Source organism: Erwinia aeris (assembly GCF_041224955.1).
In the GTDB taxonomy this organism is placed as follows: domain Bacteria; phylum Pseudomonadota; class Gammaproteobacteria; order Enterobacterales; family Enterobacteriaceae; genus Erwinia; species Erwinia aeris.
This window is the reverse complement of the sequence record NZ_JBGFFX010000017.1, coordinates 24,778-43,558: the sequence shown is the minus strand read 5'-3', so window position 1 is coordinate 43,558 and position 18,781 is coordinate 24,778. Positions and strand designations below refer to the sequence as shown.

General features: G+C 47.4%; 18 protein-coding genes and 1 pseudogene. 15 read left to right on the top strand and 4 right to left on the bottom strand.

Annotated elements, in window-relative coordinates:
- Window positions 1-20: 20 nt before the first annotated feature.
- On the bottom strand, window positions 21-1,052 hold the full coding sequence (locus tag AB6T85_RS21540) for a head processing protein (protein WP_369896632.1): 1,032 nt from the start codon (window positions 1,050-1,052) through the stop codon (window positions 21-23).
- A gap of 151 nt (window positions 1,053-1,203) precedes the next feature.
- Here AB6T85_RS21540 and AB6T85_RS21535 point away from each other — a divergent pair, with 151 nt between their 5' ends.
- The 3 genes from AB6T85_RS21535 to AB6T85_RS21525 all read left to right on the top strand — a co-directional run bounded on the left by AB6T85_RS21535 (window position 1,204) and on the right by AB6T85_RS21525 (window position 3,430).
- Complete coding sequence (locus AB6T85_RS21535) at window positions 1,204-1,617, top strand: DUF6283 family protein (RefSeq protein ID WP_369896631.1); 414 nt, start codon at window positions 1,204-1,206, stop codon at window positions 1,615-1,617.
- Entirely contained in the window at window positions 1,617-1,856 is a 240-nt protein-coding gene (locus AB6T85_RS21530) for a hypothetical protein (protein ID WP_369896630.1), read from the top strand. Before AB6T85_RS21535 ends, AB6T85_RS21530 begins: the two co-directional genes overlap by 1 nt.
- Window positions 1,857-2,368: 512 nt before the next feature.
- Complete coding sequence (locus tag AB6T85_RS21525) at window positions 2,369-3,430, top strand: colicin-like pore-forming protein (protein WP_369896629.1); 1,062 nt, start codon at window positions 2,369-2,371, stop codon at window positions 3,428-3,430.
- A 23-nt stretch (window positions 3,431-3,453) separates the two neighbouring features.
- On the opposite strand, the gene AB6T85_RS21520 is transcribed toward AB6T85_RS21525, so the two are convergent.
- Entirely contained in the window at window positions 3,454-3,783 is a 330-nt protein-coding gene (locus AB6T85_RS21520) for a colicin E1 family microcin immunity protein (RefSeq protein ID WP_369896628.1), read from the bottom strand.
- A gap of 246 nt (window positions 3,784-4,029) precedes the next feature.
- On the bottom strand, window positions 4,030-5,700 hold the full coding sequence (locus tag AB6T85_RS21515) for a phage portal protein (RefSeq protein ID WP_369896627.1): 1,671 nt from the start codon (window positions 5,698-5,700) through the stop codon (window positions 4,030-4,032).
- Window positions 5,701-5,759: 59 nt separating this feature from the next.
- Between AB6T85_RS21515 and AB6T85_RS21510 the strand changes: the two genes are divergently transcribed.
- The 4 genes from AB6T85_RS21510 (at window position 5,760) to AB6T85_RS21495 (ending at window position 13,751) form a co-directional block, all read left to right on the top strand.
- A complete protein-coding gene (locus AB6T85_RS21510; RefSeq protein ID WP_369896626.1) occupies window positions 5,760-12,533 on the top strand; it encodes a helicase-related protein in 6,774 nt (2,257 codons plus the stop codon).
- Window positions 12,534-12,564: 31 nt separating this feature from the next.
- Window positions 12,565-13,008, top strand: a complete 444-nt coding sequence (locus AB6T85_RS21505) for an olxA (protein WP_369896625.1) — start codon at window positions 12,565-12,567, stop codon at window positions 13,006-13,008.
- A gap of 4 nt (window positions 13,009-13,012) precedes the next feature.
- Window positions 13,013-13,288 (top strand): hypothetical protein, encoded by a 276-nt coding sequence (locus AB6T85_RS21500; protein WP_337016458.1) that lies wholly within the window; start codon window positions 13,013-13,015, stop codon window positions 13,286-13,288.
- Window positions 13,289-13,457: 169 nt separating this feature from the next.
- The gene (locus AB6T85_RS21495) at window positions 13,458-13,751 is read left to right on the top strand and encodes a hypothetical protein (RefSeq protein ID WP_369896624.1); all 294 of its coding nucleotides are present in this window, start codon (window positions 13,458-13,460) and stop codon (window positions 13,749-13,751) included.
- Between the two features lie 34 nt (window positions 13,752-13,785).
- Here the strand turns inward: AB6T85_RS21495 and AB6T85_RS21490 are convergent, their stop codons facing one another.
- Window positions 13,786-14,328, bottom strand: coding sequence for a serine O-acetyltransferase (locus AB6T85_RS21490; RefSeq protein ID WP_369896623.1), 543 nt, complete (start codon window positions 14,326-14,328; stop codon window positions 13,786-13,788).
- Window positions 14,329-14,487: 159 nt separating this feature from the next.
- On the opposite strand from AB6T85_RS21490, the pseudogene AB6T85_RS21485 reads away from it, so the two are divergent.
- The 8 genes and pseudogenes from AB6T85_RS21485 to AB6T85_RS21450 all read left to right on the top strand — a co-directional run bounded on the left by AB6T85_RS21485 (window position 14,488) and on the right by AB6T85_RS21450 (window position 18,781).
- Window positions 14,488-15,420, top strand: a pseudogene (locus tag AB6T85_RS21485) (hypothetical protein).
- Between the two features lie 123 nt (window positions 15,421-15,543).
- The gene (locus tag AB6T85_RS21480) at window positions 15,544-15,720 is read left to right on the top strand and encodes a hypothetical protein (RefSeq protein WP_369896622.1); all 177 of its coding nucleotides are present in this window, start codon (window positions 15,544-15,546) and stop codon (window positions 15,718-15,720) included.
- Window positions 15,704-16,027 (top strand): hypothetical protein, encoded by a 324-nt coding sequence (locus tag AB6T85_RS21475; protein ID WP_369896621.1) that lies wholly within the window; start codon window positions 15,704-15,706, stop codon window positions 16,025-16,027. The genes AB6T85_RS21480 and AB6T85_RS21475 overlap by 17 nt, the downstream gene beginning before the upstream one ends.
- Window positions 16,024-16,296 (top strand): hypothetical protein, encoded by a 273-nt coding sequence (locus AB6T85_RS21470; protein WP_369896620.1) that lies wholly within the window; start codon window positions 16,024-16,026, stop codon window positions 16,294-16,296. The genes AB6T85_RS21475 and AB6T85_RS21470 overlap by 4 nt, the downstream gene beginning before the upstream one ends.
- Window positions 16,284-16,601 carry a hypothetical protein gene (locus AB6T85_RS21465; RefSeq protein WP_369896619.1) on the top strand — a complete coding sequence of 106 codons (318 nt, stop codon included), beginning with the start codon at window positions 16,284-16,286 and terminating at the stop codon, window positions 16,599-16,601. Before AB6T85_RS21470 ends, AB6T85_RS21465 begins: the two co-directional genes overlap by 13 nt.
- Window positions 16,602-17,025: 424 nt before the next feature.
- Entirely contained in the window at window positions 17,026-17,250 is a 225-nt protein-coding gene (locus tag AB6T85_RS21460) for a hypothetical protein (RefSeq protein ID WP_369896618.1), read from the top strand.
- Complete coding sequence (locus AB6T85_RS21455) at window positions 17,247-18,539, top strand: hypothetical protein (protein ID WP_369896617.1); 1,293 nt, start codon at window positions 17,247-17,249, stop codon at window positions 18,537-18,539. Before AB6T85_RS21460 ends, AB6T85_RS21455 begins: the two co-directional genes overlap by 4 nt.
- Entirely contained in the window at window positions 18,539-18,781 is a 243-nt protein-coding gene (locus AB6T85_RS21450) for a hypothetical protein (protein WP_369896616.1), read from the top strand. Before AB6T85_RS21455 ends, AB6T85_RS21450 begins: the two co-directional genes overlap by 1 nt.

The following is an 18,781-nucleotide window of genomic DNA, read 5'->3' as shown; positions in this document are numbered from 1 at the left end:
TCAGGGGGCAAATTGTGGGATTAGAGTAAATTCATTCCAAACGGCACGATCGCGAGTGATGGTCCAGACTGATTAACCTTACTGGAGGGAGGCGCAGGTAGATGTGACTCTTTGCGGCCTAATGGTAACGTATTCAGGCCACCGCCCGTGATACATTCGAACATCGCGCAGACCTCTTGCAGATCATCAGGGGTAGCCATTTGAAGTAAAGCCTTACGCTGCTTGTCGGTCATAAACACCGGCAGTAAGCACTGCGCCGATTTAAGCAGGTCTTCGCGACGATCTTTGATGGCGTTCGCACTTTCAAGCATAGCTACCTGCTCACTCATGGCCTTTTGCATATGCATGAGCTGCCCCTGTAGCATCAAAATTTGAGACTCAAATACTGGCGCTTTATACGCCGATTCAAGCATAAGATCGTCGCGCTTCATCAGGTCCATATGGGCCAGTAAACTGCGTGCTGAATCTGTTGCATATCCAGCGTTAACCAGACAGTCCAGTCGCCATTGCTCAACGTCAGTTACGCTTTCGAGCATCGCAGGTGAACGATTCAGGCTGACATAATTTGGCGTTGCAACATAATCGACGCCGCTAAATCCGCGCATGAACGAAACACCATCCTGGGTAGGGCCTGTGGTTGCCCATGACCATCCACCAGCCATAGAGCGTTCCATACCATCCACAATTCGGCCTGGTTCAGTGTCCAAAATTTCCTGTGTATGCGTTACAACGCCGTCATCATCAACGCTAATATCCAGCGTCCTGTTTGATGGCACGTTATAGAGCACAACTTTCTGCCCATCGATCGTAACGGTACAGGACTCTGGAAGGTCTAAACTACCCGTTTCTCGATGATAAAGGGCGCGGTTGGTATGGCCGTAATAACCAAACATTTCCCCCAGTCCGATCCGCTCTTTAACCTCGGGTGAATCAAGCGTGGCGCGGACGGCGCTGACGATATAATTTCGCCCATTTTGTGGCGTGTGCTTACGATTGCTGTCGACCAGTGAGAAGCGATCTGTCACAGTCCGAAGCGCCTTATTTTTACTCATGCTTTCCTCTTAAATTTATGTGGCACCAAGGCAGACGGGACTTTAGCGCAAGTGAGTTAACATGGCTGGTATAAAACTAATAAAAAAATATCTGGCTATTTCTCTATTAGAAAATTAGAGTAAATACGTTCCTAACAAATGAGTAATCCATATGAGAGCCAAAAGCACTGTGATTCAAACCCGAGCGGCCGGGGAAGATCATCAGGTAATTTCCCTTAAAAAAGACTCAAAGGCCTGCCGCCGTAAACCCTGCCCTGACTGCCCCTGGCGAAAAGATGCAGTTGGCGAATTTCCGGCTGAAGCCTTCAGACACTCAGCCAATACCAGTTACGATATGTCGCAAAATGTCTTTGCCTGCCACGACTCTGGAGTTGACCATGCGGCGACGTGCGCCGGTTTTATACTCCGTGGCGCGGATAATAATTTGGCTATACGAATGGCATATTTCAGAGATGAAATTCCAGAGGTTACTGATGGCGGACACGAATTGTTCAGTAATTATCGTGATATGGCGATCGCGAATGGGGTCAGCGAAGATGATCCCATTCTGGGTCCGTGCCGTTAATGGAAAAAGATATTTTTTTTGAGCGTTTAAAACCTTGGGCGTACATAGGTTTTAACCAAGTAATCATTTTAGCATCAGATACTAAGAGAGAACTATACGCGACAACTTTAGGTGTTTATGCTCCACCGCGACTTTTCATTCGTGAATTATCACTTGGAGAATATGATAATAAAACGCATGCGAATTGTAATCAATTTCTTAAGGGTTTTTATGCGAAGTTTGGGATTCGTAGTAAATAATAAATTATATAAGACTTGGAGTTATCAATTGCCTACCGATATAAGCGGTTTTTTATTTTTTTTATACCCAAAATTATTATAATAATTTTTCTTCAAATAACTACTTCCTGTTGGCATTACCTATTTTACCAGTAAAGTTAGTTAATAAAATCGTAACGATTTAATTTTAAAATTTCACTTTCCCTGCTGTTATGGAACATCAGGTGAAACACTCGTAACGAGTTAATTTTACATCGTTTTAATTCGCTAATTATATTAATTCGAAACGAATATTTTTTTAAAAATCCCTTTATAATCATAATATTACAAGTCTGCTTTTCTATTATAAAAATAGTATCACCCTATTTTATAAACGAAATTCTTGTTCAAGTTATTTTTTAGTAAAAATTATCAAAATAGTTATTGATTGTCCTGATTTATCATTTATAGTTGATTTTGCCAGCGCTAATCCTGGTAATGAAAAATAGAGATAATAAATTTCTCACGTTTATATATTTAATAAGGATGATAATATGAGTGGCGAAAACGAAGGTTCAATGACTGTTGATGCATCGACAAATGATCCGGGTTCACAAAGCCCAAGAGGTAATGCTGGCGGGGCGACTGGTAGTAATTCCGGCGGTAATGGTGGTAAAGGTCTTAGTTTTGGACCTACATTTTCCCGTACTATTGGCGATAATATGGCTCGTAGCGGTGGGCTAAACCCCGCTGAATTTACAGGATACTTTTTGAGTGTAGATGGGAATGTCATTGGTATAAACCCTCGTGTTGGTGGTGACGCGTTTGGCGTAAATCTTGGGATGCCGAGTTATAGTGGTGGAAATGGTGGTGGTGCAGGGAATCAGTATAATTCAGCCATGGGTGGGGCTTTCGCGGGGGATATTTCTGAAGCGCGTAAAGTTGCACTTATTAAAATTGTTAATGATAATGCCGCTTTAGCTAATAGTAAGCAATCAGGGCGCAGAATTAGTAAGGCGCGTAATGAAGTTGAAAATGCACAAAGACAGCTAGCGCAAATAAATTACACCAGAGACGATATTGCCACTGCGGTAAAGTTAACATCGGATTTTTTCCAAGAAGTAACCGCGAAATATGGTGAAAGAGCATCAGGTCTTGCCCAGTCTTTTGCGGAAGAAGCGAAAGGGAAAACGATCCGTAATATGGATCAAGCGCTGGCAGCTTTTAACAACTATAAAAATTCCTTAGGCGTTAAGTTTAGTGCTCAGGATCGAAATGCTATTCATAGTGCTCTAAAATCTATGGATTATGCCAACATGGCTAAACAGCTTTCTATCTATAACAAAGCATTTGGTTACTATGGAAAATTCTCTGACTTGTATGACATTACTCAGGAATTGATTAAGTCCTTAGAGACAGACAACTGGCGACCGTTCTTTGTTAAAATCGAAACTTTTACAGCCGGAAAGGTTGCAACAGCTGTTACAGCCTTTGCCTTCAGCATTCTTGCTGGTGTTCCGCTAGGAATCGTAGGTTTTGCTGTTATTATGGCTACAGTGGGTGCGTTAGTTGACGATAATCTTATTAACAAGATTAATGCCAGTCTGGGGATTTAACATTATTAAAAAGATGCCGGGTTTTACCCGGCCTTTTTATCGTTTAAGAATAAATAGATTATGCTAAGAGGAATGGCAAAAACAAAGCAGAACAACCAATAAATAGCATAAATTCCATTTTTGCCTATATCATCTGTAAGTAACCCTCTATGCCAAAAGCCTTTTGTAGTAAATTTTAGAGCGATTTTTTCGACAGCCATTTTAGCTACTGGATAAAGGAATGTGTTTACTAAAGAAAAAACCCAAAATAGTTGCAGCCTTAATGATTCATGGTTTTTCATTAAAATGATGCTGATAATTATAAATAAAATTATCCCTATGGTTATATTTCTAAAATAAAAGCTTTTTGTCATTCCCCTCTCCTAATTTCAGCATGATTTGCAACATAGTAACATTATGTCTACGCAGCGTCCATGCATCTGTCTATACCTTTTTTATGATAAGAACCAGGGAGAACCTATTTTAATGCATTAAAAACTATTGACACCGATAGTCTGATAGGCTTCAGCATTTTATAAGTAAGACTGCTATATCAAATAAGATGGCAGTCTTACTGGGCATTATCTTTAACGATTAATTTATAGAATTCCTTGTGCTCGCTAGGAGGCTAGCAATTCCTGTACCAGCGCGGCCAGCTCTTTCTGGCTTAAGTCATTATGATTTATGGCAGTTAGCGTACTTTCCATTAATGGCTCTTGCTCAGATTTTTGGGTTTGAAACTCTTTATAAATTCTGTTTACCGTTTCCACCGGCATCTTTAGACTGTCAGACAGTAAAGAGGACATCAACGTGGGCGAACTCGCTAGTTTTGGGTTGTTCTGCATGGCATCCAGTATCCCAACCAGTGCAGAAATAAAGTTGATATTGCTCTCACGTTCACGATCGTTCTTAGCCTGAATAGCATTATTGTTGGAATTAAATTCAACTCTAAAAGGGCGATTATTATGCTGGTAGACCTTTCCATATTTAAAGGCGCTATGAATATCCAGTATTCGTAAAATGGTTGTCTGAGCAGCATTACGAATCCATAAACCACGCTGTGCAGCCTGAATAGCGGTTTGTGCCCAGCCGCCTTCCCCGAGGCCACCACTCATTTGATCTGACCAGCCCATTAATGAAGCGTCAGATCCCACGCTCGCGCATAATTGGCGCAAGTTGAACATTACGTCCTCAATTCCAGAAATATCGACGGGTATCTGCTGAGTATCAAAGGTGACATTTCCCTTATTACCGGAAACCGGAATAAGGTGGTTCAGGACAGTTGGCATGGTATTGCCGTTACGTGACATACGTGACACTTCATCCATGCTGCGCTTCAGTGACTGGCTAACATTCCGTAAGTGGTGTGCAGCATTTACCGGGTCCAGCTCGTCAGTCGACATGGCAATAACGCGATCAACAGTAGCTGAGTTTCGGCGTGCCGCTTTCATAGCCCGTAGAGAATCGCAAAGATTGATATAGGCCTCATAACTGTATTCAAGAAAGCTGGTGCCGTAGTTCTGTGTTTCCGAAAGTGCCCGATAAGCTGGCTCCTGTAGCAAAGAATAACTATTGGCCCCGGAGAGGACAGGCCGATCGTTAATATCAGGTATCCAGTATGGATTTTTCATGGCGATCATATCCCACGGCTTTGCAAGGACTCGCTGAGAAGTTTGCGGGTCCAGAAGGTAGTCGCCGGTAAAGCCAGCCAGATCGCCGCCCCGATAAAACTCGCTGATGAAGTGCGGCATTGTGTAATAGCTGCTTTCGAAAGACATTATGCCTTTCCCTTCTTTGGCATATGGCCGGATATACGAGACGCCAAACGTAGCCATGATGATGGCCCATGAAGGTAGGCCCGTATTCAGCATTTCCCCGAGGTCGTTCATCATTTCTTTACAGCGATTAAGCGTCTCTGTATCCGTGGGATCGAGGGGGGCGAGGTTGAAACAAAGGCCGCTTTTTTTATCAATTGATAGCGCGCTCGAAACATGAATGTTTAGCGCCGAAGAGACGATCGGCGAACGCATCATCTGGTCAAACAGTGCATAGCGCGACATGCGATCGGTTGGCATAACAAAACTTGCTGCCATCGAGTCACTTGCTGACGAAAGGCCAGTGTTTTGTTCGTCGTAAATTCCGGGCAAAACAGAGCGCGAAACTACGCCTCGTCTGCTGGCGGCCATTGGAACATTACTGATGTTGTCGCCAACATCATACCCGCGCATAAGTCGTCTTAGCACGGCGACAGGATTGTTGGAACGAGGTTGCTTCACGGTTTGAAAACTCACTTCGGTTACGGTTTGCGGTGGTTTGCACCTTAACCGATGTGAGTTTTTGGAGATTTTACGTGGCAACACCAGACAAACGCGGGCAAACCAGCAAATTGCTGGCATCCGTGAGCAGTATTAAACAAATTGTGCGCCTGATTAACAGCTTATCAAATACCCGGCAGACTGTTTCATTTGGTGTTGGGAAGCGCGATGGAGTCAGTATTGAGCGCGAACGGCGCGACGCCAACCGGGCCGCGATCCAACTTTTAAATACCCTAATCCCTGGCGACCAGCTGACGGACGCACAGCGCCAAACGCTCGCAGGCTATACAGGTGAGGGCGGGATCGGCGGTAGCGAGTACGAATATTACACACCGCAATATGTTGCGGAGGGCATGTGGGATTTACTGGCAGCATATGGCGTAAATGGCGGCCTGGGCCTTGAACCTGCTGCTGGCACTGGCGTTTTCCAGGAAACAAAACCTAAAGGCATGGCAATGCAGGCGGCAGAGCTTAGTGACGTCTCAGGACGCATTAACCAGCTTCTGCACCCGGAAGACAACGTTAACGTCAGTCCATTTGAGGACCTGGCGCGATTAACGCCCGATAACTCCTTTGATCACTGCGTGGGGAATGTGCCATTTGGTAGCTCGCGCGGTGGATATGCTGAGCGCGATCCAGCCTATAAAAACGAGTCATTGGCCGGATATTTTGTATTGCGCCCGATCGATAAAGTTAAGCCGGGCGGCCTGATTACCTTGATTGTTCCAAATGGCCTTACCCATAACAGCGGTGATAAAAAACTGCGCGACCGGGTGTCACGTAAGGCCGAGTTTTTAGGCGCGCATCGCTTGCCTTCCGGTACATTTTCCAATAACGGCACAGCAACGGTAGTTGATGTATGGGTCCTACGGAAACATCCCGAGGATCTTGCAGAGCGCATCGAGACAGGAGAGGACAACGTGTTACGCGAAGCAAATGTGCTTTGGGACACGTTCATTAATGGGAAATGGTTCGAACGTGATGGCCGGAAGTTTATTCACGGCACAATGACGACTGAAGGCAAAGATAAGTTTGCTCGTCTGGTTGTAAAACCTGATGGCCAGATTAACCCGGCGTCAGTCAAAGCCGCGCTGGCCAGACGATTTGAAAGCCGCATTAATTGGGATCTACTGGCGCTCAACGAGCCACCCGTACCAACTGTAGGCGATGGCGAGAAACGTCTGATTAATGGCATTTGGAAAGAATTTGTAGGCGGCCACTGGCTGGTGGATGACGCTGCAAATTATGGCGCGCTCGATGAAGCAGCTTTTGGCGCCAAAAACTATGACGATCTCCGCACCCGCTTGTCTACCAGCGAAGGTATTCTGTCACTGGATATGGCGCAATTGGAAAATGTCGTGACACATTTCCCGGATGTATTCCCCCAGGAGTACCAAAGCACGATCCGTTTCGCCATGAGCCAAAAGCCAGCGCTACGCCAGCGCGTGCTACGTGGTTCAGTGATTGGCGCCCGTATTCGCGTCATTCAAGATAAACTCGCAACCGGCTACCAGGCTGACTCACTGGAGCTTCAGTTAGCTGATCTTCAAAAGCAAGTAAGCGAAGAGGTACAGCGCAGCGGCAACCCCCATAATGGTAAGTCGGCAGCTATGAGAGGTGAGGGAGCTGCAAACTGGCTGAAGTTTAAAGCCAGCGTCACTAAAGAAGGCGAATTGACCGCGCTTCTTACCGGCACACTCGATGCTGGCACTGCAAAGACGCATGACGCATCAGACCATGAGCAGGTATTGCGACACCTGTTTAATCAGATTGATCTCGATCCGATTGAGTTATCCACGTTCCGGGCCGCTTTCGAGGGCGCTTTAACGGAGAACGATAATGAATTGCTTAACCTGTTGGCTCAAAAAGACGGCATAGCAGTGCAGCCAGATGGGACGCTTATTCCAATGGACCGGGCCACCAGCGGCGATATAGGCGCACTGAATAGCGCATTGATGGGCGCGCTGGCGGGCACACCCGATGGCGCAATTAAAGACAACTACATGCGGCAGCTGGCGGAAATAAAATCAAGGCGGAAATGGACCGGTGTTGATGACATCGATTTTTCACTCAATGCCCGTTGGTTTGATCGCCGCCTGGTGATGGAATTTCTGCACGAACGAGGATACGAGGACGTCAAATATATCGAGAAGGTCGATATTAAAAATGGCGCCCTGGTCTCTGAAAACGGCTATAGCGGACGCAATGGTGTATTTACCGGTTATCGGTATAAAACGGTTCAGCAGCGTGATAAAGAAACCGGCACGTCTACATTCGTCTATAAGCGCGTTCGTAATCAAGATGGTTTTCTCGACCAGTTTGAAAACTACCTGAATGGAGTGAAGCCACGCGGGCCGCTCGCTAATACCTACCTGGAAAAAATCGGAAACCTCGAAGAAGAGTTCAATACGTGGATACGCCAGCACGACGATATTGATCAGCTTGTGCAGGAATATAACGACGCGTTTAACGCCTTTATTCCCTTCAGTCATTCGGAAGAGTCGTTAAATCTTAAGGGCGTATCTGGTGCGAGAATTCCATTTTCTTACCAAAATGCCGAGGTGCGGCGCTTATCTGAAGATGGTCGCGGCATTAACGCGTTCGGCACAGGGGTTGGTAAAACTACTACGGCGCTTGCGTTGGAGGCTTATAACTACGAAAACGGGCGCAGTAAGCGTACTGCCATTGTTGTGCCGAAAGCGGTCTATCAAAACTGGTACTACGAGGCCCAAGAGTTCTACAGCCCGGATGCACTGGCTAATATGCTTTTTGTTGGTCTGGACGAAGTTAAGGGGGACGATGGCCAGGCTAAACAGGTGCCTGTCCTCGATGACAAAGGGGAGCAGGTGATCAACCCAAATACCGGGCTGGCCACCTTCCGTAATGCCGTGTCAGTTTCGACAACTGACACAATTAAAGAGCGCATGAACATGATCCCAATGTCCAATTACCGGACCGTGATCATGACCAAAGAACAATTTGCAGCGATCCCACTGCGCCCGGAAACCGTGGATGCCCATGCACGCGAAGTTCTTTTTGCTGAAGCCGACGCAGGCCGCGTAAACCTTGATGGCACTAAACATCGCGATGCTGCAAAGAAAAACCGTATTATCGCCAAAGCATCTGATACCGGCAGCGCCAAAAAAGAAGAGTTCCCGTATTTCGAGGACATGCTGTTTGACAGCGTGATCGCAGACGAAGGCCACAATTATCGCAACAGTTTCGCCACGGGCCGGGAAGCATCTCAACTCGCATATCTGCCAACCAACAGCGTAGCTAAATCGGCGCGAGATTTTGCCCTGAAATCTTCTTATCTGATGAAAAAGCATAACGGACGTGGCCCCGTTCTTTTAACAGCAACGCCACTCGTTAACTCGCCAGTTGATGCGTTTAATATGCTTTCTCACGTTGTCAGCCAGGATGAATGGCAGCGCATGGGCATTCTGACGCCAGATGATTTCGTTAAGGTCTTTGGATTAATCGAAATGGTTAACGTGATGAAGATCTCTGGTGAAATTGAGCAGAAGCAGGGGCTGGTAGGCTTCAAAAACCTCGATGGGCTGCGCGGCATATTCCACCGATGGACCACTTTAAAAACCGCTCAGGACGTTTCTGATACGGTCAAGATCCCGGAGCTTGACGAACGCAATATTCCTGTACCGATGACGTCTGAACAGGGCGCAATTTATGAGGAATTGCGGCAGCGCGCAGACAACCTTTCCAATGGCAACAGTGATGACAATGAAGATGGCGAGCGCGACTCCATTTTCAGCATCATTCGCGATATGGATCGGGTATGCATTGACCCTGACCTTTATCACAGACAAATGACGTTCCGCTTCCCGGTAGAAAAGCTGGACGCAGTTAAACAGCTGGTGGACACGCTGCCTGTCGCTGTAAAGGCCACGGATGATGAACAGGAGGACAGCGAAACGGTCAGTATCAACGTGACTGCAAAAATCGCTGTGACAGCGGACTATGTTGAAATCATCGTGCCAGAAGCCGCAGAAGAAGAGGTTTTGAAGCGACTACCAAAATTTGATCTGAATGAAAAAGACGTATCACACCCTGTACCGCCAAAATATAGCGCGCTGGTGGAAAACGTGAAGGCCGGTCTGGAAGATGGCAAGCAGATCATCTTCACGGACGAGAAGACTCAGCACGGCAAACTTAAGCGAATTCTTGCCGCCGCGTTGGGAATAGAGCCAAAAGAGATCGGCATTCTTAACGCGACTACGGTTGCTGATGCGGGCAAAAAAGGTAAGGCGCCAAAAGCGGTTAAATTGCCGAAGGAGCCGAAAGATGACGCTACAAACGAAGAATTGCAGGGTTATTACGCACAGAAAGAAGCGTATGACTCCTACATAGCCAGCAAAACAGAAGCATCCCTGGGCGGAATGGAGTCTATCGCTGCTGACTATAACGAAGGGCGAACCCGCATCCTTATCTGTAATAAAAAGGCGGAAGTGGGTATTAACCTGCACCACGGCACCCGAGATATTCATCACCTCACTTTACCCTGGACACCAGCGAGTATCGCACAGCGAAACGGACGCGGCGCTCGCGTTGGCTCGAAAGCCAGTTCAGTGCGCGTGCATTACTATTGCGGCAAAGGCTCTTTCGATGAGTTTCGTGTGAAGGCGCTAAAAAATAAAGCCAACTGGACAAATGAGATCCTGACATCAGATCAGGCGCGTATGGCCAACGCGGACGCCAACTCGCAAGAAGAAATGAATCTCCTGTTGGCTGCTAACCCGGAAGACTATGCGCGCCGCGTGGAATCCGCCAAGAAGAAAGCTGAGGCTGCTGCCCGAGCCGCTGCGAAAAAGCGTGCTGATATTGATCTGTCTGAGCTGATTAAGATGCAGCACGCATTAACGCTGCCGGTAATGAGCATTCAACATACCATTAACAATAAAAAAGACTATGCGGAAAACCGCCGTACTTACCTGGCGTCAAAGCAGGCCGAGTTACAGGAAGCGATCGACAAAGGGCAACAGTGGCTTGAAAAAACTACCAGAGAAGAAATCAAAAAGCTGGATAAGGATATTTCTGACGCACAGTCTGCAATAAGGCGTGGCGAACGACAGCTTATGCGTGCGCAAAAAGCTGAGCAGCGAATTAAGCAGCTGCGACCGGAGGTAGAGCGCGCGATTAATTCTGGCCTGCTGGATGTCGACGTGGACATTCTGACACACGGTGAAAAGTATGTGCTGCTGGCGGACGGTAGGACACTGAAAAAAGGGGCTATTTATGAAAGCCGTAAGGGCAGCGGGACCTATGTGCGCATTCTCAGCCTGGATCTGGATGCATCTACGGCAAGTTGCCAGGAAATCTTTAAGCGCCGCCTCACTGATGGATTGAGCAAAGCCATCATACGGTTTGAGGATATTGGCGCGTCCTCAGATATACCCGAGTCCGAAGCATCACTACGAGAGTGGGGCGCGCAAGGGCAGCATATCTATCAAGTAACGGACCGTGCAACGAAAGAGGATTTTGTACGGATGTTGCGGGCTGGCCATCTGCTGCTGACAGATGAAAATGCTGTCTACCGTGACTCTGAAGGTAAATTTGCGCTGCACAGACTGCGAGAGTCTAAAAGCTGGGGGTATGGCACGGTTATGCGCACCGACGCTATGGATTGGCTTACGCACAATGCTGACATCGTTGTGTTCCCTGATACGAATGACAATGAGCTGAAAGCTGCTGTTGCGGGCTGGAGCCGGTCGTTATCGAGCAACATGGGGATCGAGCCACTGTTAATCGCTTTGTTTGGGCGTGATTATAAAAGTGAGCTGGAAAACTACGGTGAGACGGCGACAGCCGGACAGATTGCAACCGCTGTTGCTGAATACCTGACCGCAAGATTAAACGGTACTGATACGGAAGGCAGAAACTTCGCGGGGGAAGGTAAATCCCAGTATGGTACATATCTGCTGCAAGGTCAGTATGATCCATCCAAATATATAGATTTTCATGTTTCAGTGCGTAATACGGCCTTCATTCCGGGGCAGTATAAAAACCAGCGGGATTTCTTAGCTGCGCTGGTGGAGTCAACCGCGCTAAAGACGCGTGAGCATTTAGCCGCCACAGTCGTCACGGCCAGGGAGCACGCACATAAAGCATGGCTAAATTTCCGGGATCAGCTTAAGGCGCCGGTCGAGGAAATTTTGGAAACGCTGAGTAAGGTCCCGGACACCGCAGACCAGATGGCTTACGTTTATCGCTCATACAGCCGGAACCCGCTGGATTACGAGGCGAACAACTACGACACACTCTTTGCCCATGCTGTGCGCCTGGGCCTGGCGGATGAAAACGCGATCACAGAAGATTGCTTCAACAATTCAGTGATGCTGCAACAGACCGTGAAGCGTATTAACAAGGCATTTAGCGAGAAAAAGAGTGATCGCGATACGCTCGTAAACCAGCTGAAACTGGATGCGGGCTTAATAAGCCAGGCAGAAATTGACGCGGCTAAAGCCGCAAAAGCAGCCCGCGCTGAAGAAGAAAAAGCAGATGCCGAGGCGGCGCTGAAAGACTCAATTACCGTGAAGCGTAACAGCCAGGCCTTAACCGGCGGTAAGGGCGCCAATCGCTTTAACTATGGTCCAGATGAAGCAATATGCCTTCAGGATGCTGATGGAAAAGACGGTGCGCTTTATCGTGCCAAAGATATTCTCAAGACCAGTTTTGGAGCCAAATATCATAATGGCAAAATTTCAGGTCAGGAGCTGATGGGAAGTTGGTGGATCGTTTCGGCACAGCATAGTATTCAAGAGGTGCTGGCCGTCATTTCATCGCACAAATAAATGGAGTCGCCCCGCAAGGGGCGTATGAAAAATGACAACATTAATCGACACTGTAATGCCTGTTGAAGATGATATAGAGCAGGTATTGCAGGTGGATGGTTTAGCGGGGCGCACGGAAGATGCTTTCACCGCTGCGTATCTATCAAATGTAGCAGTACAGCTGCACGACAACCCGGCCAGTTATCGGTCTTTCGGTCCGTGGTGGCCAGAAGTGAAGCGGTTAATGTCCGAAAACCTGGCAAATCAGGACTTTGGGCAAAGCATTGACGTCGATGTTAAGGCAATATACTGCCTCACGCGTCCGGCACTAACTGTTATTGCAGCGCATTTGTACAGAGCCGAACGCATTGATTCAGGTTATCTCTACAGCGCCTATCACGAACTACCGGTTCACGATGATGCTGATGACACAGAGCCTTACCTGTATGTCAGTGCTGATGAAGATATGGAGAAGCTGATAGCGATAAGGGGGTGAGTTGGTGGGAACTCCAAAACGTTTCTTCACCCGGTTAGAGTTGATCGATATGGCGGACCAGTTGGGTTATGAACTAAAAATGACCTCCAATCGAATGCTAATATTGGTGAACAAAAACGATCCTGACTGTTGGGGAACAGTTATGGATTTGAACACGGGGAAACCGGCAGTGGGCTTTCGGCATTACGATATTGTAGGCTGGGAGCGTGCTTTGCCCGAGAATATCAGGCGGATTGTGGACCTGTCTGGTGGGCAAAAAAAGTTGGGGAACGGTCAATAAATAAAGGGGCTTTTGCCCCTTTTTTTTAGCCCAAAATTGCCCAGTCGGCAAGCAAAAAGTATGGCCGCAAACATAAAAAATGACTTTCGATTGCATTTGATTGCATTATTCATTGCATTTATCTAATAGAAAAATGTATAGTCTCTCCGTGCCCGCAGCGAGCTAAATCGTGGGCACAAAAAAACCCGCTCAAGGCGGGTTTTTAGGGGAAGAAAGACTGGCGGCTAACCTGCTTTCTTCCAGGGCATTTCCTAACGAGACGAATATTAACATGAGCACACAGACTAAGCGAGTTACGTTACCGGCCGATTTTGTGAATATCGGTGCAAAAACCAGCATTCAAACCGCTACGCCACCAGCAAATGCGATCCCTGTTCCAGTACAGCTGGTAGGTATCCTTTTGGGCGTGATGGGGGTAATGACGTTGCTCAATGTGGTATATAAAATTACTACCGGACACTAATCATAAAAAGGCGCTGAAAAGCGCCTTTTTCATGTCATGCGGCGCGAACCGAATCATCTTTAACTTCAGTGATTTTTTTAGTTATCACTTTGCTATTGCTGGGGATGTCCTTATTAACAAAACTCATTGCAGCAATTGTGACGTTATCACCAATGGATATAAAATCACCGATAATGCAGCTGTTTGTACCGATAAAAACGTTGTCGCCAATTACGATCTCGGCTTCATCGCTGTTCCCGCTCTTTCCAATAACAGTATTCTGCGTGAGCTGTAAGTTTTTACCCGCGATTACGCGCTTAGAGATTACGATGCCAACATGGTGAGCAATGCTCAAACCTTCGCCGATAGTAGCGCCCAGCATAATGTCACACGCGAACCTTGCTTTTAATCGCGAGTGAATACGGTAGGCAGTACGCTTGTGGCCATTCGAATAAAGATAGTTAGCCAGCCTCCACCAGAAAAGAAAGCTAAGGCTCGGCTTGTTCCTGAGGCGGGTAAATATGCGCCAGTAAGAAAACGATTTTTTTGTACCAATGACCTCTGCGTGCCAATAGGATTTGAGCTGCGAAAAATGCATATAAAACATCTTATCTATGGAACATATATCCCGCAATTGTAACATTAAATATGAATGAATTAAGGAAACATGATGAAAAGCTTGCTAAAATTCGAGCAAATATCTATTGTGGAGCGCTTTTGCGCTCAAAAAATCGCCAGCTGTAAAATGTGGGGAAGCATGAAGTTTTTTAAATTTTTTTCGAAGGATTACCGCCGCATTACAGCAAGTCATAATATCCCCTACTCAAGCACGATAAGCGGCACGGGCCAGAACGATATTTCAAGCGTTGTAATTCCGACGGTAGGCGCTGACTTTGTAGAAGAAGCCATGCTTAGCGCCGATTTTGCAGCCCGTTTTGCACCTCAATTACATGAAATTGTGATAGTGACCGATCAGCCAGCATCATCGTTTATAAACCTGCCTGAAAAATCACGCGTAGTGACATTGGATATAGTGGTCCCTGATCCCTCACATCGATATGCGCAGCTGTACAAAAGTCGTTTATTAAAGATGCAGGCTCCTTTATCAGCAAGCCCTGATTCAACTGGTGTGTTGATGATTGATTCCGATCTCAACCTGCTACAGATGCCAAATTATCAGCTTGAAGATTTTAGTGTTTATTCGTGCTTCCGAAATGGGCGTATGGGTTCAAAATTCGAAAAGCGCGGCTATAAAAATGTACCGGCTTATTATCGCAACAGTGTACGTGCCGGTTTAGAGTTACACGTTAACAGTGCTTTTTTGGCTGCAACTTACTTTACCTGGCAGCGTTTATGTCCACTTTGGGTTGACCTGTTCAATGATACCTGGAGCATGATCCCTGATGACCAGCCGCCAACGGACCAACCGCCGTTATCGGTGGCGTTAGACTTTCTCGATTATAAAACCATCAATCTTGGTGATTGGACTAACTGGCCAGTCTCTTAAAAAATTGGCGGGACACCGGCAGTTATACCAAAGGAAGTTATCGGAGCGCACGGCGGTTTTCCTCTATCGGAATGGCAGAAATATCTTTCTGATCCTAATCAGCGTCTGACCTTCAAAGGACAGGATTACACCCGTAAGGTGCGATACCTGACCGACAAAGAAAAAAGCCTGTCTAATACGTAATCGGGTGATTTATAGGCTACAGCCGCTTTGATAGCGGCTTTTTTTTCGTCTGAAGATTACCCCGACCGGATAATTTGGTATATTCATTTTCATATTAGATAAATAGACCAAATCGGATCGCTTATGTCTCACTACAACACGCGCATCGCCAATGGCGGCGCCCTCTATCAGCGTAAGAAACGCATTGAACCGCAATCGGAAGATAATGGCGTTGCCTATGACCCAATGAAGTCCCTGAAAAGCACACGAGAACTGCGCGCGCGAAGCGGTGGCTGGGGTGGAAATGTTCAGGGCAGATGATGACTGGCTAAAAGGTTATGTTGCACGTACCGGCAAGGGTAAAAACGTGCTTGCTCAGCGCAACACTAAGACCAATATATTGGGCGAGATTGATAAAGAGCAGAGAGCATCGAAAAAAGAGGTATCACCGCATAAACGTGCCCTGGATGCGCTTGCTAAAGACCCCTCTCTTTTGAAAGGCCATCAGGAGCATTTTGAGCAGGTCCGCATTTTCTGGCATTTTGAGCAGCATCACCCGGATATATACCTTCGTCTTGTGGCAACACCCAACGGCGGTTGGCGTGGCCAAAAAGCAGGGGGTATATGAAGGCCGAGGGGCAAAAAAAGAGCTACCCGGATATGTCACTGGATATGCCAAAGGGCGTTTATCACGGTATGCGCATTGAGCTTAAGTATGGCAGTAATGGTCTGGACGAAGGGCAGGTGCGCTACCTGCGTCAGCTACGCGAAGACGGCTACCACAGCGTGCATTGTGTCGGAATGACAGAAGCGATCGAGGCTATCATGGCTTACTGGTATTTGCAGCCCGGACAACTTCTGCCGCCCAGGGAGCGAGATCTGAAATGGGCGGCGTAATCCATCGCATTTTTTTGTCATTACCACACCAGCTTGAGCCATCAGAGCTGGTGGCCACAATGCTGAATAATATCGGCAACAGTCTCACGGCAAAGGGCTATGAACTATCATCGCCAGCAAAAGTAATTGGGTTCGACGACGTGGCTGCGCTGGCCGTTTTGCGTCTTTCAATGCTCATTGCTTGTGATAGTGTCTGGTTCCCAAAAGATTTTCAGCGATCGGCGCTGTCTGTGGGTGAGTACAATTACGCTTACGCTTTGAGGAAAAGCATCGTGATAGATCCCGTTCGGAGGTTACTTGATTAGTAAAAAGACAAAACGCACATTGCTGTTTGCGCTGGTATTTGCGGTGGCAATGCTACCAGTTTATGTAATGGGCCTGAGCGATCACGCAGGTTTACTGATCGTTAACGTCGTGGTCGCATTTGTCATGTCGTATTGTGTTGCCATTCGCTTTATAAAAAGCGATTAGTAAAATAGGTTTATTATGGTAAGATGTTTTCAGGGTGTGTTGACCCTCACCTGATTTACCTTTACATGAATAAACGCCTACCAGGGCTTAGCTGTAAGAAAAACAAGAAATTTTGCCGCTTCTGATAAGCGGCTTTTTTTTGTCCTGAGCATGCCTCCAACCTTATCGCTGCATCCCCCACTTGAAAAAAACGCGTGCAATCGCCTAAGACTACTCCTATTATTCTAATAATTAATTAGATTAATAGAACGAACAAAAATGCCTCTTTTCAGACGTCGCTGGTACTACTTCACCTTGCTGTTCAAGGCCCCAAAAAACCCTGATCTGCATCGTGTATCGACCCGTGAATACACAAATCGGCTCGGGGAGAACCGCATTGCCAACATCAAAGCCGGAGAAGACGCGATTCCGACCGATGCGGAGTTGATTGGCATCCTTCACCACGGACGTATGACAGAAATTCAATGGGAGAAAGAAATTTGAGCACGATGGCAGCAGGGCAGGCACAGGATTTTGGCCCGGATATGGGCCTGATTGCTGAGCAAATCGGCTTAATTGCGCACGGCATCGCGTTTTGTACAAAGCGCGTCGCAGGTGACGATGTTTTCCGTGCTCGTATGGAACGCATGGGCGATGAAGTAACGGCGCTGGCACAGGATTTTGAACGCTATGCACACCGGGAAATCGCAGATTATGACCAGCTGGCAGAAGCGGCTGAATGCAACGATCGTAAGATGGTGGCGTTGCGGCTGGAATTGAACCTGCTTCAGGGTAACGTCAATCGTCTTAATGATGAACTCGCGGCTACCGGCAAACTGCATGAAAGCGCACTTCGGGCAGCAGAGAACACCGGTACGCAGTTGCGTGCAGAAATCCAGAGCCTTACAGCCCGTTACCAGAACGAGCTGACTCAAGCCAATGGCCGTGCTAACCGCGCGGATGAAGAAAGGCGTGCAGCACTGACCCAAAATGCTGAGCTGGTGAGCAAACTTCACAAAGAGTTAAACGCCCATGTCGATAGCCGCAAGCTACTTCAGAGGACAACACGCGAGAAAGATGTGCTTCAGGCAGCGCTTGATGTCGTCTACAAAGAGCATGACGCTATCAACGGCTTTACCAGCGATAAGGTATGGAAGGGCCTGAAAAATCCCCGCTTGTCGTTTTACATGCACACCTTTAACTATCCACTGAAGTACCCCCATGATCCACGCGACATCGATACACCTCGATTCGTTAATAACCTCCACTTTCACATCAACATCCGCACAACCTATGGCGTAGACCTTGTTACGCGTCTCGATGAATGGGGCATGGTGCAGTATCAGACGCTCGACCTCTTCAAGGGGGAGATCCCCGCTGACCTGTTCAATGCCCTCATAAGCGCGCACCACGAAATCGTGGCTATTCGTAATCCGCATATGAAGCGCTTTTTTGATTGGGCACACACATTCCCGCTGACTAACTTACCGGGCCTGACTGACGCAAACCGTTCGCTGCTTAAAAAAGAACTGGAAGTGAGCAACTTGGCGCAGCTGGGCTGTTGTTTCACCTCTGATTTGATGCGTCTGAAAGGTGTTGGTGAAGCTACCGCTCGTAAGTGGCGGGCACTGGCATATGAACAGGGCGCAGCATGGATGAAAGAGCATGGTGTTGTTGAGCTTGAAAAAACCATGACCGGCATAACTGCCGCTGCGTTACCGGCACCACTGGCATCACGCCCGACAAAACCAAAGATTGGGCGCTCTAAGAAGCACCGTAAGGGGAAACGTTAATGGCTAAACAAATCCGACTGGCGAAAGCCGATATGGAACTAATCGAGAAAGCCGTTATGTGCGGTATGAGCGCAGACGCCGGAGAGATCGCCCTCATTCACACAAATAGCCCGCGTATTGAAAAGCTGGTGGCCAATGGTCTGTTTGATGTGATCTCTCCGAAATTAAGCGGCCGCCGTACTACCGGCTACAACCTAACCCTGAAGGGCCGGGAAGCGTTTACTCGTGCTGCGGGGGCCTGA